This is a genomic window from Streptomyces sp. NBC_01433 (assembly GCF_026340105.1).
Taxonomy (GTDB): domain Bacteria; phylum Actinomycetota; class Actinomycetes; order Streptomycetales; family Streptomycetaceae; genus Streptomyces.
The window spans coordinates 119144-135469 of the sequence record NZ_JAPEPM010000006.1; the positions used below are offsets into that span (position 1 = coordinate 119144).

13 protein-coding genes are annotated in these 16326 nt (G+C 70.8%); 4 read left to right on the plus strand and 9 right to left on the minus strand.

All coding sequences use genetic code 11. The annotated features are described in order from the left end of the window. Positions 1–70 precede the first annotated feature (70 nt). Both OG413_RS44070 and OG413_RS44075 read right to left on the minus strand, forming a co-directional pair. A complete protein-coding gene (locus tag OG413_RS44070) occupies positions 71–2008 on the minus strand; it encodes an ABC transporter ATP-binding protein (RefSeq protein ID WP_266815653.1) in 1938 nt (645 codons plus the stop codon). Beyond that, positions 2005–2895 (minus strand): phosphotransferase enzyme family protein, encoded by an 891-nt coding sequence (locus tag OG413_RS44075; protein WP_266815654.1) that lies wholly within the window; start codon positions 2893–2895, stop codon positions 2005–2007. Before OG413_RS44075 ends, OG413_RS44070 begins: the two co-directional genes overlap by 4 nt. Positions 2896–3707: 812 nt before the next feature. On the opposite strand from OG413_RS44075, the gene OG413_RS44080 reads away from it, so the two are divergent. From OG413_RS44080 to OG413_RS44090, 3 genes are all read left to right on the plus strand, one after another. Beyond that, the gene (locus OG413_RS44080) at positions 3708–5498 is read left to right on the plus strand and encodes an NUDIX hydrolase (protein ID WP_266815655.1); all 1791 of its coding nucleotides are present in this window, start codon (positions 3708–3710) and stop codon (positions 5496–5498) included. A gap of 64 nt (positions 5499–5562) precedes the next feature. Then, entirely contained in the window at positions 5563–6492 is a 930-nt protein-coding gene (locus OG413_RS44085; protein WP_266815656.1) for an aminoglycoside phosphotransferase family protein, read from the plus strand. A gap of 107 nt (positions 6493–6599) precedes the next feature. Next, complete coding sequence (locus OG413_RS44090; protein WP_266815657.1) at positions 6600–7121, plus strand: NUDIX hydrolase; 522 nt, start codon at positions 6600–6602, stop codon at positions 7119–7121. A 169-nt stretch (positions 7122–7290) separates the two neighbouring features. On the opposite strand, the gene OG413_RS44095 is transcribed toward OG413_RS44090, so the two are convergent. Continuing rightward, on the minus strand, positions 7291–8394 hold the full coding sequence (locus tag OG413_RS44095; protein ID WP_266815658.1) for a phosphotransferase: 1104 nt from the start codon (positions 8392–8394) through the stop codon (positions 7291–7293). Between the two features lie 708 nt (positions 8395–9102). On the opposite strand from OG413_RS44095, the gene OG413_RS44100 reads away from it, so the two are divergent. After that, positions 9103–9492 carry a hypothetical protein gene (locus tag OG413_RS44100; RefSeq protein ID WP_266815659.1) on the plus strand — a complete coding sequence of 130 codons (390 nt, stop codon included), beginning with the start codon at positions 9103–9105 and terminating at the stop codon, positions 9490–9492. Positions 9493–9572: 80 nt separating this feature from the next. Here the strand turns inward: OG413_RS44100 and OG413_RS44105 are convergent, their stop codons facing one another. The 6 genes from OG413_RS44105 to OG413_RS44130 form a co-directional block, all read right to left on the minus strand. After that, positions 9573–10568: a thioesterase domain-containing protein gene (locus OG413_RS44105; RefSeq protein WP_266815660.1), complete on the minus strand. Its 996-nt coding sequence runs from the start codon at positions 10566–10568 to the stop codon at positions 9573–9575. Next, positions 10565–11593, minus strand: a complete 1029-nt coding sequence (locus OG413_RS44110) for a beta-ketoacyl synthase N-terminal-like domain-containing protein (RefSeq protein WP_266815661.1) — start codon at positions 11591–11593, stop codon at positions 10565–10567. The genes OG413_RS44105 and OG413_RS44110 overlap by 4 nt, the downstream gene beginning before the upstream one ends. Then, positions 11590–12726: a beta-ketoacyl synthase N-terminal-like domain-containing protein gene (locus OG413_RS44115; protein WP_266815662.1), complete on the minus strand. Its 1137-nt coding sequence runs from the start codon at positions 12724–12726 to the stop codon at positions 11590–11592. Before OG413_RS44115 ends, OG413_RS44110 begins: the two co-directional genes overlap by 4 nt. Continuing rightward, positions 12723–14513, minus strand: coding sequence for an AMP-binding protein (locus OG413_RS44120; protein WP_266815663.1), 1791 nt, complete (start codon positions 14511–14513; stop codon positions 12723–12725). Before OG413_RS44120 ends, OG413_RS44115 begins: the two co-directional genes overlap by 4 nt. A 163-nt stretch (positions 14514–14676) precedes the next feature. Next, a complete protein-coding gene (locus OG413_RS44125; RefSeq protein WP_266815664.1) occupies positions 14677–15456 on the minus strand; it encodes a nucleoside 2-deoxyribosyltransferase in 780 nt (259 codons plus the stop codon). An 88-nt stretch (positions 15457–15544) separates the two neighbouring features. Continuing rightward, on the minus strand, positions 15545–16285 hold the full coding sequence (locus OG413_RS44130) for a uracil-DNA glycosylase family protein (RefSeq protein ID WP_266815665.1): 741 nt from the start codon (positions 16283–16285) through the stop codon (positions 15545–15547). Positions 16286–16326 lie beyond the last annotated feature (41 nt).

Here is a 16326-nt window from a genome sequence, read left to right on the forward strand (position 1 = left end):
TGCGACAGGGGAGTGGCGGGGCCGCGCCGGGTTGCGCGGCCCCGCGTTGATCTCTGCTGGTGGCCGCCGGTCAGCGGTCCTGGGCGAGGGCGTACAGCTCGCCGAGCAAACTCCCCTCGGTCGCAACGAGTTCGTCGAAGGAGCCCTGCTCCCGGACAGTGCCCTGGTCAAGCACGATGACCCGGTCGGCCATCCTGACGTTGTCCAAGCGGTGGGTGACCACCACGGTGATCCGGTCCGGAGCCATGGCGCGCAGTTCCCGGAAGATCTGGTGCTCCCCTCGGGCGTCCATCTCGCTGGTCGGTTCGTCCAGGACGAGCACGGCCGGCTCCCGGTACATCGCTCGCGCGCATGCCAATCTCTGCCACTGCCCTCCGGAGAGCTCGTGGCCGCCCCACACCGACCGGGCGAGCAACGTCTCGAGCTGATCGGGCAGTTCACGCAGCGCCTTGGTCATGCCGACGCGCTCCACCGCGTCCCAGATCCGCTCGTCGCCGTGCTCGCGGGGCTGGCCCAAGGTGATGTTTTCCCGTGCGGCCAGCGGCCAGTGGCCGTTCTTCTGCGGGACCAGGCCCACGTGCCGCCACACCGTCTCCGCGTCGGCGTCGGCGAGGTCGGTGTCGTCCCACAGGACCTTGCCGTGGGACGGCACGGTTAGCCCGGTGAGCATCCGGATCAGTGTCGACTTGCCGGCGCCGTTCTCCCCGACCAGTGCCACGACCTCGCCGCAGTTGAGGGTGAGCGTGATCGGCTGGACGGCGGCGGTCTCCATGCTCGGGTAGGTGTAGGAGGCGCCTTCCAGGCGGATCTGCTGCGGAGCCTTGGCCTGTGTGGTGCCGCGGGCCGTGGTCATGGCGCGGACCTCGTCGATGAACTCGTAGTAGTCGGAGAGGTAGAGGCCGTGGTGGAACATCACCGTGCTGTAGCGGATGATCGAATTCAGGGCGCGGCCGGCGGTCTGTGAGGCGACGACCGCAGTGCCCGCGATCGCGGTCGACATGGCGCCGGCGAGGACCAGGCCAGCGAGCGAGGCCCACATGCCGAGGGTGAACAGGCCGCCGAGGGAGGCGGCCAGCAGCGTGATCCGCAGGTACGGGCGGGCCCCGGCAACCTCGCGCATCTCGACCCGGTCGCACATGGAGCGGTACCAGAAGTGGAGGTAGCCGCGCATGGTGTTGGCTCGAAGCTCGTCGGCGAGCTCGGCCGTCGTCAGCCACCAGCGCATCATGCCGCGGACATTGCGGGCCGAGATCGTCTGGTCGTGGACCCGGTAGTCGACCCGCGCGGCGATCACGCCGCCGAGACCGCGGGGGACGACGGACAGCAGGAGCACGCCGAGGAGCAGCGGATGCAGGGAGGTGAGGACCGCGGCTGCGGAGGCTAGCTGGACGAGTCCGTTGGTGAGGGTCTTGGCGTCGTCGGCGATGTCGACGGCGCGCAGCGCTCCGATCTCCGCGGCCTGGCTCCGGTCGCCGAACCCTTCCGCGTCGTACGCGGCGAGTTCGGCCCGCATGTGGAGGTCAACGAGCTGGAGATCCGCGGCGGAGGCGATCTTGGGGTTCAGGCGTCGGGTCGCCCAGTCCGCGAGGATCCACATGGTCGCGCCGGTGCCCATCGCGACGACGGCGACGATCAGTGACGGCCACGCGCGGGCCAGGCCCTCGCGGGGGTCGGCGGCCATCAGCTGTGGCAGGGCTAGGGAGACGGCGGTGAGCATCACGGCCGTGCCGAGGCCGGAAAGGAGCTGGCACACGATGATCGTCAGTGCCATGCGCCGGTCGACCGTCCAGGCCAGGCGGGCCGTCTGGGTCAGGGCCGCGGGGATGCGGCGGGCCATGTCCCACAGACTCGCGTCGTCCATCGCCCGCCGGTGTTTGCGCCCGTTGTAGTCGAGCTCGGGCGGCGCGGAGGGCTGGGGAGCGCCCGTCCGCGCGGCCGGGAGGGACGCTGCCCCGCCGCGTGCTGCGGTGACGGTCGGGGAGTCGGTCCGGTTGTGCGGTGTGGTCATGCGAACACCCCCGCCATCAGCCGGTCCAGGGTGCGCCGTCCGCGTGCGGTGACGTGGGGGTCGTCGAGCTTGGGTCCCCAGACCAGGCAGCTCACCGCGTCGATCGCCGCGAGGCATTTCAAGGCGTGCTGCTCCTCGACGGTGAGGTTGCGGCCGTAGCCCTGGAGGCACGCGGCCCGCAGGTCGGGCCGGTCGGTCCAGGTGGAGCAGGCCATCAGCACGAAGTCCTGCACGGCGGTCGCGGCCCGGGAGCGCTCGAAGTCGATCCATCCGGCCTGCTGCCGTGCGGCCGACCACATGAGGTTGCGGTCCCACGCGTCGCCGTGGATGTACGCGAGCGGCAGCGGCGGCAGGTTCCGCAGTTCCTCGGCCAGCTGGCGCACGAGCTTCTGCTGCGGCGCGGTAAGCCGGTCGCCGGCCGCCGCCAGGTGCCTGTCGGCGCCTTCGGCCGCGGCCTGCAGCGCCTGCTCCGCCTCGGCCCGCCGAGGACCGGACAGATCACCGGCCGCGTGGAGGCGAGCCAGCAGGGCGCCGCCGTGCCGGTGAGCGCGGGCTTCCTCCACGGGCGAGAGCTCCAGCTGCTTGAGCGGCCGTCCCGGGACGGCGGTCAGCAGCAGTGCCAGATGCTCCGCGCTCGAGGCGCGCAGCTGCGGCGCACAGTCGGCGCCGAGGGCCGGTGCGGCACTTCGGAGCGCGAGCGTCTCGCGCTCGTACATCACGGCCTTGGGGGAGATCTTCAGGTAGAAGCGGAGTGCCTCGGGTAGGTCGAGCCGCCAGACGCGGGAGTTCTCGCGCGGATGGCTGACGTCCTTGACGGCGGGACGGGCGCCGAGTGTCCGGCTGGCCCATGTGAGCAGGGCAGGGGGCGAAGTGGTCGGGTTGGTCATGCCCCCCACCCCGATGACGGTCGTGATGCTGCGGCGAACAGGACGCGGCGGACGTCGACGGGCCGCCGGTGCGCGAGGGCCTCGGCGGCCGCAGCAGGAGGGTTCTCAAGAACAGGGTGAAGGGTGACCAAGCGGACGGGATTCACGGGTTCTCCTCGGTTGCGGAAACGGGGTAGAGCACCCGGACAACGGACCTGATCGCAGGGCCGCTACGGGCAGTCGAGGGCGACGAGTCGAGTGAAGGTTCGACGCCGGGACGCGGACGGCAAGCGCCGTCTGCCTGGGCCGGCTCCTGTCGCTTCGTTCGATTCACACGTACGGGGAAGGCTGCGGGATGGTCGCCCGAGCGGCGGATTGCATGACGCGTGGACGGCACCCGTCTCCTTCGGTGTGGTGTGGCTGTGCTCTGCGGACGGACCTTCGCCCACGCCACTGACAATCCGCGGCCACCAGCACCGTGATCCGGTCATCCCTGGCCCGCCCTGCCGCCAGCCGCCACCCGCGAAAGGGAGGGCTCTGAACTGGGGAGATGCTGGGAGAAAGGATTCTTGAACTTTCCCGGCCGGCCCGGAATCCGGCGCCCGCGAGAGTGGCTCGATCTGGTTCGCGGCCGGGTGAGCACCCGGAGCGTCACACCCCTGAGCGGCTCCGACGGCGGCTAGCATCGGCACCTTCGACGCGGCTGGTGCACGCCCGGGTGATGTTCTCGCGATCCGTGCCCGCGCCCGCAGATGGGCCGCTACGTTCGAACGCGCCGTCCCCCGCCGCACCCGGTGTGGAGCTGCGCCTCGCACGAGGTCACCAGGAGAGCCATGACCATTCCCGCCCCGCACCTCCAGGACCTCGTCACCGGCTACCTGGGCGGGCACCCCGACGAACAGTCGCTGCTCCAGCCCCTCCTGGACCGTCTCGCCGCCGGCGCCGACGTGACTGGCAGGCGGGAGTTCGACGGCCACGTCACCACCTCGGGCGTCGTCATCAACGACGCCGACGACGTTCTGCTCATCCACCACCTCGCCTCCGGCCGCTGGATCCAGCCTGGACACCTGGAGGACTCGGACCGCACGCTCGGGCAGGCTGTCCGGCGCGAGATCGCCGAAGAGACCGGCGTTACCGAGCTGGAAGTGTTCGGCGACGGCACGCCCGTGCACATCGACGTCCACACGATCGCGGCCCGGCCGGACAAGAACGAGCCCGCTCACATGCACTACGACGTCCGCTACCTGTTTCGCGCCCGCGGACCGGTCGACCTGACCCTGCAGGCCGAAGAGGTCGGCGCGGCGCAATGGCGCTCGCCCTCGGAACTCGGGGACCCCGTCCTGCGCGCCCGGGTCCTGGCGAGCCTGGGCCTGCCGGGCGAGGACCGCCCGGCGGACGAGGACACGTACTGCGCCCTCGTCGTGCTCACGGACCCGGCCACGACCAAGGTGCTGATGCACCTGCGCGACAACAAACCGGGCATCTGGGCGCCGGGTACCTGGGCGCCGATGAGCGGTGGCGCCGAACGCGACGACCCCGACCCGCACGCCACCGCGTGCCGGGAGCTGCGCGAGGAAACCGGCCTGGAGAACATCCGGCTGACGCACCTGTTCTCCACCCACACCGACCGCTACCCCCGCCACGTCTTCCACGGCGTCTGGGACGGCGACCCCGACACGCTGACCCTCACCGAAGGCCGCGAGCTCGGCTTCATCCCGCGTGACGACTTCGACCGGGCCCCGCTGCACCCCACCACACGGCAGGACACCGACCGCGTCCTGGAGCTCATCACCCCGCGCCAACCGCCGTACGGCTACGGCACCTTGGCCCTGATCGCCAACCGGAGCGGGCATCTCCTGATGCACCTGCGCGACGACAGCCCGGGAACCTGCTGGCCGGACACCTGGTCACCCAACGGCGGCAAGCCAGAGGCCGCCGATGCAGGCCCGCGCGGCACCATCGTGCGCGAGGTCCACGAAGAGGTCGGCCTCGACGAAGCCGCCGTGCACCTCTCGCACCTGTTCACCCACACCGCCTACGACGGGCACCTCACCTACGTTTTCCGCGGCACCTGGGACGGCGACCCCGGCACCCTGACCCTCACCGAAGGCCGGGCACTCGCGTTCATCGACCCGAAGGACCTCGGGGACCGACCGATGAGCCCGCTCGCCCGCTACGCCGCCCTGCGCGGTCTCGCCGCCGAACTCGAAGACCAGGCCCACCGCGACGGAGTCCACACCCTCGTCGCCGGCGGCCTGATCATGCACGACGAACGCCTCCTGGTCGTCCGCCGCAACCCGGACGACTACCTCGGCGGCACCTGGGAGACCCCGGCCGGCCGGCTCGAGCCGGGCGAGTCGATCGTCGACGCCCTCCACCGCGAGATCGTGGAGGAGACCGGCCTCACCATCACCATCGACCGCTACGCGGGCCACTTCGACTACACCAACTCCCGCGGCCGCACCAGCCGCCAGTTCGTCTTCGCCTGCACGCCGGAGAAGCCGGGCCCAGTCACCTTGTCCGAGCACGATCGCCACCAGTGGGTGCGCGCCCTGGACGAACTCCCGCCGACCACCCCAGAGCTCCGGCACTTCCTGGAGCAGCAGTGGCCGGCACGGCGGTGACCGGCCGCCCGGTAGGAGCAGCGCACCGGCACGGCGCCGCGCACCCCGGCCGGGCGGTGCGCCGGTGATCATTCCTCCGGAGGCGTTCGTGCGGGTCACCGTGGACCGCGAAGGCCCCGCCGGCTCGGCATGGCTCTCCGCCCTCCCGGCCATGGTGCGCGAGCTGGCCGAGCGCTGGGACTGCACGCCGGACGGTGACCTGCTGTACGGGGGCGTCGGGATCGTCGTCCCGGTACTGCGCAAGACGACCGAGGCTGCCGTGCTGAAGGTGTCCTTTCCTCATCCCGAGAACCGGTTCGAGCCGGACGCGCTCTCGGCCTGGGGCGGGCGCGGAGCGGTCCTGCTGCACGAGCGGGACGATGACCGGTTCGCCATGCTCCTGGAGCGGGCACACCCCACGACGTTGGCGCAGGCCGGGCAGGGCGACGAGGTGGCGGCGATCGCAGGGAGCGTCAGCCGCCGCCTCGCAGTCCCCGCCCCCGCCGGACTGCCCCGGCTCCAAGACCGGGCCGCCGCGTGGGAAGAGCAACTGCGCCGGGATACAGAGGACTTCCCGGACGCCCTGCCGTCCCGGACGGTGCAGGCCGCGACGGCGACGGTGCGCGAGCTCGCGTACCACCAGCCGGACACCCTCATCCACGGCGACCTGAACGCGCGGAACATCCTGGCGGCCACCCGAGAGCCCTGGCTGGCCGCCGACCCGAAGGGCTGGGTAGGCGACCGGGCGTACGACTGCGGCACGCTGACCAAATCCCGGTCGGTCGTCCTCGCTGAGAAAGGAGACCTGGCCAGGGCGGTCGGCCGCACCATCGACGCCTTCACCAGCGCCGCCGAGCTTGACCGGGAGCGCGCACGGCGCTGGGCACAGCTCAGTGCCGTACAGGCCGCCTACAGCGGCCGAAGGCGTGGCTTCCGCCGAGGCCGTCACGGCGCCGAACGTGCCTGGCTCATCGCGCTCGTCGACGAGTTGGCGCATATCCTCACTGACTCATGAGCCGGTGGCTCCGCACGGCGTCAATCTCCCTGCCCTGGCAGGATTTCCGAGGAACAGGCCGTGCCGCGATACGCCGGCGATGTTCAGCACCCATCAGGAGCGAGACCATGAAGGCCTGCGACAACACCTCGGTCGGCGTCGTCATTACCGACCGCCAGGGCCGCTACCTGATGTTCGATCGCGCCACTTTCCCGGCCGGTACGGCACCGGCCGCCGGCCACATCGACGACCACGGGAGTGCCGAGGACGCAGGCCGCGCCGAGGTCGAGGAGGAACTCGGACTCACCGTCACCGGCCTCACCCGCGTCACCGGCTGCTGGCGGGACAACCCATGCCGCCGCCGTCCCGGCACCCGCGGCACCGGCCACGACTGGACCGTCTACCGGGCCACCGTCACCGGCGACCTCACCCCGAGCGCCCGCGAGACGAAGAACGTCCGCTGGATCGCCCCCGACGCCCTGCAGGAGCTGGCAGACCGCACGGTCGCCTACGCGCAGGGACGCGTCACCGACGCCGAGTTCGAAGCTGTGCCCGGCATCGAGCCGGTGTGGATGCAGTGGCTCGCCACCATCGCCGCGATCCACGTCAGCCCCGACCAGCTGCTTCAGGTGGAGCGGCTCACCAGATGATCGTCGCCCCGCCCTCCTGTCCCACCGCGGCCGCCCCCGCTCCCTCGGGCGCGGCGGCCGCGCCCTCGGCCGGCCCGGAGCGCCCTGCTGCTACAGCACACCCCGGCAGTGGAGTTCGGTGTCCGGGCCTGCGGGTTGCGTGAGTACGCCGGCCATGAGGGGCATGGACTCAGCGAAGAGCATCGCGCAGGGCCGCCTCCAGGACAGGCAACTGCTCCAGCAGCGTCAGCGCGGCCTCGTGCCGTGCCCGCGCGTAGGACTCGAGCGCGGCATCGACGAGGTGGGGTCGTTCCACGGGTGCCGACAGCGGAAAGGCCGAGCAGAGCATGGCTGCACAGCCGACGCGAAGCGAGGACAGGATGTCGTCCGCGGGCGCCGTCGGGTTGGCGTCTCGATAGGCGAGGGCGAGGTCGGTGTATCCCATGATCCACCTCTCGACGCCGTTGGACTGGAAGCTCGCGGGGTCACAGCCAAGGCGCATGAGCTCCCAGGCGAGGTAATCGGGTGTGGGTGGTCCGAAGTCCACGAGCGCGGCGACCACGTCGTTTGCTAACAGGACGTTGGGGCCGGCCAGGTCGCCGTGCATGACCTGGACCGTCAGCGGTGGAAGTGAATAGAGGAAGCGCTCGACGTCCCCCAGGACGGCGTGTCGCTCACGCACCGCCCGCAGTGCCCACGTCTCGAACTCGCTCAGCGTGGGCTTGTGCTGGTACGCGAGAATCAGCTTGTCGAAGCGGCTGCGGGCGGTGGCCACGTCGCAGACCGCGGCACCAGGTTTCAGGGTGGGTGCGGCGGCGGTGTGCGTGGCGAGTCGGCTGTGGAGACGGCCCATCGCGGCGCCGACCGCTGCCCACCGTGCACCCCTCAGGGTGCCCTCGGCAGTCTCGGTGTGCGGCACGTACGACCACAGGGACATCGGCAGGGGGCCGCGGGTCGCGATGAGTTCGTGCTCGCGCGTGCGGGCGGCCCGCGCGGTGGCGACGCCCCCGTCGGCGGCGTACTCGGACAGTTCGACCGACGCCAGGTCCCGATCCAAGCTCTTTCGGGTGCGATAGACCTTGCCGAAGTGCCGTCGGCCCGTCTGGTCGACGATGGAGAAGTTGTCCGTCGCGGTGCCCTCCGGGATCCGCGTGATTTCTGCCGGGTGCAGTCCGTACTCGAGCACCAGCGTGTCGGCGAGCGCCGTGATCTGCTCTCGCTCGCCGGGTGCGGAAGGCGCAGCGACCGTCTCGGTGGGGCTGCCGAGGCAGGGCTGGTGAGATGCGGTGGACATGGTCTCCTCGTCGAAGCGCACAGCGATCGTGGTCAGTGAGCGGGTGGCAGGTGGTCAGGTCGACCTGGGCGCAGGCGCGGGGTGCCAGTGAGGCGTTCGCCCTGGCGAGCGATCTGCGCGGTGAGCGTGGGGAGAACCGGGGTGAGCTCCCGTTCGGCTGCGACGTTGGGCTTCTGGAGGACTGCTCCCGGGCCGCGCCCTCGACTGCTGCCCGCATCCACCTCGAGTTGAGCCGCGACCTCGATGTGGCGGCCGGTCGGGCCGGGGGAACTGGCCGCGCTCGGCCGGCAGCTGCAGGTATGCCGCAGAGGTGATCGTCGGCGGAAGCCCCTGCGTCAATGCGGTCATCTGATCTGCATTTCCCTCGTTCGGGTGGGGTCGGTATCCGAGCCTGCTCCGGCGCCGCGCACAGCTGTTGGCAGGGGATCGGCCGAGCAGGTCGGCACCGCGGCGGGATGCCGGGTGAATCGCCTGGTCGGGGCGGTGGTCGCGGTAAGCGAAGTGGGCTCTTTGCGGCGATGGCGACCGATTCGGCGTCGCACGGGCGGGGCGTAGGGCCGGTCGGCGGGCGCCGCGGCACCGGGTGGGGGTGCTCGTCGCATAGAGTGCGGGCGCGCAGGCGTGCACGGGGTTCGCCGTGAGGCGATCTTGGACGCCTTCGTTCTCGTCTCCGCAGGCATCCCTTGGGCAGCACCACCAGGAGGAACAGTGTCGTCCCCGCAAGTGATCACCCCCGCGGAGCAGCTCGCCGAGGCGAAGAAGCGGCTGAACTTTCCGCGTATCGTCGCGATCTGCGGCTCCACCCGTTTTATGGCCGAGATGGCCGAGGCCGATGTGCGGGAGACCAAGGCCGGGAGGATCGTCGTCAAGCCGGGCTGCGACCTGAAGTCGCCGCATGAGTTCTGGTCCGATCCTGTCGAGGCTGAGGCGCTGAAGATTCGGCTCGACGAGCTGCACCGGTCGAAGATCCTTCTCGCTGACGAGGTGCTCGTGGTCGGTGATTACATCGGAGACAGCACCAGGTCCGAGATCGCCTACGCCCGGTCGCTGGGCCGGCCCGTGCGGTTCACGCACCCCGAAGTCGACCCCGCCGCCTGAGCGCCCGTCCCCGCGCCCTGCGCAGGCGGCACCCCGTCGGGGTAGATCGTCTGGCGTGCGGCGCGGTGGTGAGAGCGGGCTCACGGGGCTGCGGGGCGCATCGCGTCCGTGATGGCGGCGGTGAGCTGCTGCGCATGGTCCAGCAGGTAGAAGTGGCCGCCGTCGTACCTCTTGAGTCCGCGGAAGTCGGTCGTGAGCGCCTGCCAGGCGAGGAGTCGGTCCTCGCCGATCAGCGTGTCGCCGCGGCCCGCGAACGCCGTGAGCGGGACGGGCAGCGGCTGGGGGCTGCGGGGCGCAGCCCAGGTGTCCACGAGTTTGAAGTCGCTGCGGAACACCGGGGCGAACTTCTTCCAGACGTCGTCGTTGTCGAGGAGCTCCGGTGGGCTGCCGCCGCCGCTGCGCAGCCAGGCGCGCAGTTCGTCGTCGGCCATCAGGTGAGGGCTGCTGCCGCCTGCGTCGCCTCCCGGGGCACCATAGGCGGAGACCCCGAGCCAGGCGGGGAGCGGTTCCCGCTCGCGGAGGAGTCGCTGGGTGAGCTGGTAGGCGAGCAGGGCGCCCATGCTGTGGCCGAAGAACCCGAAGGGCCGATCGAGCAGGGGTGCGACGGCGGCGTGGAAGTAGTCGACCAGCTGCTCGCAGTCGTCGATCAGCGGCAGGGCCTGGAGGCTGCCGCGGCCGGGCGCCTCCAGGAGACACAGTTCCCAGTTCTCGGGGACGTGCTCCGCCCAGCCCCGGTAGAGCAGGTGCGAGCCGCCGGCGTGGTGGAGCAGGAACAGACGTGCCGCTGGGTCGCTTACGGGCCTGGGTCGGATGAGCGGAGAGGGCGGGGTCTCGCCGGTGAGCTTCGAGGTGAGGAACGCGTGCAGCTCGGCGAGGGTGGTGACGCCGCTGGCGGCCACCGCGTTGTCCGGGACGCCGTACGCACTCACGCGGGTGGAGATCTCCAGCATCAACAGCGAGTCGATGTCGAGCTCGTGGGCGAAGTGCGCATCGTCGGTGACCTCTTCGGGGTTGATCTCCAGGGTCCCGGCTATCAGGACGCGGAGCTCTTCGATGGTCACGCTCGTCGTGGTCATGGGTGTTGTCCTCGTTCCTGCATGGACGGGCGAAGGGCTGGCGGTGGCGGAGTCAGCAGCAGGGCGGCCGTCGCGTCGTGGCGGGGGCCTCCGACGGTGGCCAGGACGTTGCCGGCGGCACCGCTGGCCAGGTGGGCGGCCGCGGTGGCGCACTGTAGGACGCCGAGCGCCCCGGACAGCGGGCCCAGCTGGGATTCCAGGTCGATCCGGCGCGTGGCAGCGAGCAGACGGCCCGCCCCGGCGCCGGCGGATTCCGTCCCGTCCGTGAGCCACAGTCCGACGGGGCCTCCCTCGGTCGCCCCGGTGGAGGCCAGTGCCTCGGCGAGGTTCCGGCTCCGTGCGTAGCCGGCGATGGTGGCGCTGGGCCGTGCGCCCCGGGAAGCGGCGGCGTCCGCGGGCTCCAGGACGACCGCGACCGCCGCGTCGGTGGAATGCTCGCCGAGGATCTTCGTCACCACGTGATTGCCTGGCTCGACGCCGACGACGACGGCGGCCTCGGCGCGGCCGGCCGTGATGAGGTTCCGGGCCCAGGCCACGGCGTCCAGACCGCTCGTGACGCCGTTGCTGACGGTCAGGTTGGGGCCGCGCAGCCGGTAGCGGATGGCCACCCAACCGGCGATGACGTTGCTGGACGTCTGCGGCAACCCCAGGGGGCTGAGGCCCGTGACGCCCGCGGTGGCGATGGTGTCGACGGCTTCACAAACGCTGTCCGCATTGCCCCAGTTGGCGCTGACCACAACGGCGGTCGAGTCGGCCGCGCCCGTGAACATGGCGTCGGCGTCGGTCAGACCGGCGTCGTGGAGAGCGAACTCGGCCGCGCGCAGGGCGAGCCGGGACGCGCGGTCCTTATGGCGCAGCTCGCGTCCGACCAGTCCGGTGGCCGGGTCGAAGCCGCCTTCCCCCGGCAGCGGTCCGAGAAGGTCTCCGTACGTCCCGACTCCGGGCAGCGCCAGGCCGATGCCCGTGACGACGACCTCCCTACCGTTCGGACCCCTCCCGCTGCGCGCGGTGCTCGTCGCGTTCATCGAGCCGCCTCCACGATCGCGACGGCGTTGATCCCTCCGAAGCCGAACGCGTCGACCTGAGCGATGGCCAGGTCACCGGAGACGGGGCTGCCCTGCACCAGGCCCAGCCCCGCGGCCTCCGGGATCGGATCGGTCAGCCCCAGGACCGGGGGTACCGTCCCTTCCTTCATGGCGAGCACCGCCATGACGAGGCTGAGCAGTCCCGAGCCGCCCAGGGTGTGGCCGGTCATCGCCTTGATGGCGGTCATCCGCGGACCCGCACCCGCGCCCTGGAAGATCTGGCGAAGGACGCTCGACTCCGTCGTGTCGTTGAGGGGGGTGCCGCTGCCGTGCAGCATTACCAGGTCGATGTCGCTCGCCCGCACCCCTGCTCGTCTGTGGGCGTCGAGCACCGCGCGGGTGATGCCGCCGGGGTCGGGCGCGGTGGCGTGGTGGGCGTCGCAGCCCATGGACACACCACGCACCCGGGCGTGCACGGGCCCGGTTCCGGTGCCAGCGCGCTGGACGACGACGGCCGCCGCGCCCTCCCCCATCAGCATGCCCTTGTGCGTGACGTCGAAGGGGCGCAGCGCGTCGGGGAGATCGTTCTGCACCCGGTCCAGCGTGCCGAAGCCGCCCTCGGTGGCAGCGTCGGTGCCCGCGACGACGACCGTGTCGGCCAGGCCGAGGTCGATCATGTCGGTGGCCATGCCGAGCGCGTACAGCGAGGCGGAGCAGGCGTTGGCGAAGGTGTACGTGGTGGACGCCCCGAAGGCCGCCTTCAGCGCGGTGCCGAAGTGCAGCTCCGCAAGAGCGACGTCCGCGCCGTCGCGCCACCACAGTTCGAGGCTGCGTTGCTCGCGCATGGTCGTCCCGACCAGCACGGGCACCTGGGCCAGGTCCTCGCCCAGGCCCGCGTCGTCGGCCGCTTGGCGCACGACGGTGGTCAGCCAGCGGGTGGCACGCCGCGGCAGGTCGCCGCCGCCCTCGGGCCGGTCGTCAATCTCGTAGGCGTACGCCGCCCGGTACTTGTCCGGGTCGAACGCCATCAAGGGCCGGCGGCTCTCCCGACCCGCGCACAGCGCGGCGAAGATCTCCCCGGGGGTGGCGCCGACGTTGGCGACGGCCGCCATGCCCGTGATGTCCCAGGTCACGATCGGGCTGCCGCCTTCCTCAGCTCGAAGGCGGCCACCTTGCCGGTCGACGTGGTCGGGAGCTCGTCGAGGAACTCCAGACAGGCGGGGCGCTTGAAGGCGGCGAGCCCGCCACGGATCGCGGCGCTCACCGCGCGCCGCACCACGGCCTCGTCGGATCCCGGCCGGGCCACCAGGTACGCCACGGCCTGCTCCAGGCCGTCGGCGTCGCGGCCACCGACCACCACGCAGTCCTGGACTCCGTCGACACCGCGGACGACGCTCTCGATCTCACTCGGCACGACCTTGTAGCCGCCCAGGTTGAGCACGTCATCGGCGCGGCACAGATGAGTGAACGTGCCCTCCGGCGCACGGCGTACCACGTCGCCGGTGTAGGCGCCGCCGTCGGCGAAGGTGACCGCCGCGGCCTCCGGCCGGCCGATGTAGCCCAGGGCGACGGTCGGACCGGCGATGTGCAGCCGGCCCTGCTCTCCGTCGGCGACGGGCGTGCCGTCCGCCGCGCGGACAGTCGCGGTGATCCCGGGCACCGGGACTCCGAAGGTCCCCGACCGGCCCTCCTTCGGCGGGGTGCCGACGACGATGTAGAGGACCTCGGTCGCGCCGAGGCCGTTGAGCAGCTCGGCCTGGAATCCGGCGCGGATCCGCTCGCTGAGCGGACCGGGCAGGTTCTCGCCCGCCGCCACGCACAGCCGCACGGACTCGACGCCGCCAGGGGCGAACTCCGTTGCGGAGGCGTTCAGCAGCGCCGCGTACAGCCGCGGGACGGAGAACAGCACGGTGGGCCGGTGGTGCTGCAGCGCGGCGGTGAGGGAGTGGACGTCGACGGTGCCGCTGATGAGCGCGACGCGGGCGCCGGCCGTCAAGGGGCACAGGACGGAGCTGCCGAAGCCGTAGCCGAAGGACATGCGGGCGCTGGACAGCACGGTGTCATCGGGCGTCAGCGCCAGGACCGTGCCGACGCCGTCGGCCATGGCCGCGATCGCGCCGGCCGAGTGCCTCACCCCCTTGGGCATGCCGGTGCTGCCGGAGGTGTACTGCACGAGCGCCTCGCTCCCCGCACTCCACGCGGCGGGGAGCCCGGCCTCCTGCGGGCGGTGTGCGGGGCCGGCCGAGGCCGTCGCCAGGCCGGCGCGGACGTCGGCGCCGGCGAAGCGGGTGGTCGTGGTGAACAGCTCCTCCAGGGCGCGCTGGCGCGCGGGAGCTGCGTCCAAATGCACCATCGCGGCGGCACAGTCGGCGGCGATGTAGCGGACTTCGCCGTCCGTGAGCACCGGGCTGATCACCACGGGGATGCAGCCGTGCCACCACAGGCCGAGGACGGCGGCCACGGTCGCCACGGAGTCGTCGGCGACTAGGAGGCCGCGGGCGCCTTCGGGTACTCCGGCGGCGCTTAGGGCGCCTGCGTACCCACGGGCTGCCTCCAGGAGGCCCGCGTAGGTGATCGCCCCGGCCTGGGGGTCGAGGTAGCTGATCCGGTCACCTCGGCCGGCGTCGACATGGCGCGCCAACAGGCGGTCGATCAAATCGACGTCGACACCCTGGTGGCTCCCCGCCCGCTCGCCGAGCACGGCCACCGCGGCGTCGAGGCTGGTGAAGGCTGCCGCTTCCTGCGCGGACAGGGCTCCGAACTCGCGCTCGACCGCGACCACGACCTCGGTCTTTTCCAAGGAGCTCATGCCGAGTTCCTCGTAGAACTGGGCACCAGGCTCGATGGCTTCCTTGTCCACCTCAAGGACAGACGCCACGATCTCTCGCAGCCTGTCGCGCGCTATGTCTGTGGGTTCCACCGGCGGGAGTCCTTTCCGTATCTTCGTAGCCGAGAAGCGGGGTCGGGTTGGACAGAGAGGACGAGCAGGCGACCTGTTTCCGGGGACTGCACCGTTCACCGAGACCTGATCCGGGCAAAGATGCGGGAACGGGTCGGGTGCGGCAGTCCTCAGCGGGTTGGGCTCAGGCGCCCAGGCCCACCTCGCAGGGGAAGGAGACGGACACGCCCTGGGGTTCCTCGGTGAAGATGACCCTCTTGCCGAGTGCGGACATGAAGCCGAGCTCGAAGATGGTGCCGCTTCCGATGCGACCGCCCGGGTTGCACACGACGACAGCGTCGGCCTGCCGGAACGCGTCCATGTGCACGTACTTGTGCCGCCACGTGTCGCGTTCGTTCTTCAGCTGGTCCTGGTACTCGAAGAGGATGAAGTTGGTGCCCTCGGTCTCCGGCTTGATCCTGGTGCTGCGGGGGCTGAGCACCTCGGTGCCGGTCTCGCGAAGCCGGGCGATGGTGCCCTCGATGGGCTCCAGCCACTGCTGGAAGCTGCCGCAGACGACGGCAGTCCGGAACTCCCGCCGGGTCAGGCCTTCCAACATGTCGTCCGAACCGCAGGCGGACAGGGCCGTGTCCAGGTAGAACCGCTCCAGCTCGGGACCCACGATGTTGAAGTACAGGCCTGTGTCGACGTAGACGCTGTTGACCAGCGCGGCCGCTTCCGGCTGCGGGAGCTGCTGGAAGACCCCGGTGGCGTGCACCCGCGTGCTCTTGTTGTCGACGGCCTCGGCGTACTCCTTGAGCCCGGCGCAGAACTCGCCGACGCGCTCCGCTAACGCCTCGCCGTCGAGGCCGGCTCCGAACGGAAGCCGTTCCCTCGTGAGCAGCTGCAGTCCGCTGCCCCGGGAGCGGTGGACGCTGGCGTGTTCCGGGCCGAAGTGGACCAGGATTTTGCCTTCTGACGCCATTGTGCTGTTCTCCTTCTTCTCGATCCGTCGCGTTGGGAGCCCTCAGCCGGGGAGCTGGCCGGGGAAAGCGCTGCGGAGAGCACCGCCGCTAATCGCCTACGCCGCGCAGAGCACTGAGGTACTTCTCGGTGAATTCTTCTTTTCTTCCGCCGTTGTATTGCGTGATGAAGCGCGGGTGCTCCAAGGGCACGATCTTCTTGAAGTAGCCCTGACTGTCGTTTAGCGCCGAGAGGAATTTGAAGTTCTCGCCGCTACCGATGCAGTAGCACACCGAGGTGTCGGTTCCGAATTCCAGCTGGCGCTCCAGGGAGTCCACGAGGAAGGATCGCAAAGGCTCAATCAGCTTCTTGCTCTCGTAGTAATTGCAGTTGGCCTCCCGTCCCTTGGGATTCGTTCTCACCAGGCCGAGCGGGCACACGAAGCTCATGACGAAGTCGGCGTAGAATTTTTCGCGGCCCCCATAGCGCGCGATGACGTCGTGCAGGAACCCGGCGGAGGGCCGACTCACCGCATAGCCGTCGGCGATGTCGACTCCCGTGTCGCTTTCCAGGAGCTTCGCGTCTTCGAACGGGACCCCGGTCACGGCCGTGCCCCGCCGGGCGGGCGAGCTGCCCAGGACCAGCCGGCGGGGCCTGTCGTCGGCGTAGTACCTGCGGTAGAACGCGGTCGTCACCTCGCGGACGCGCTCCTTCTGCGGGCCGCTGAAAGGGTTGACGACCCTGAACCCGGGGGGAAGTTCGAGCGTCGTGCCCGCGAGTCCCTCATTGAACTGCAGGATGCGATCGGCAACCGTTGTTCGCCCGTTCATTTGCAGAAGCCCTTCCTTCACGCTGTCCTCCAGTCCGTCCGGCCGCCCACGCCGTCCGTCGT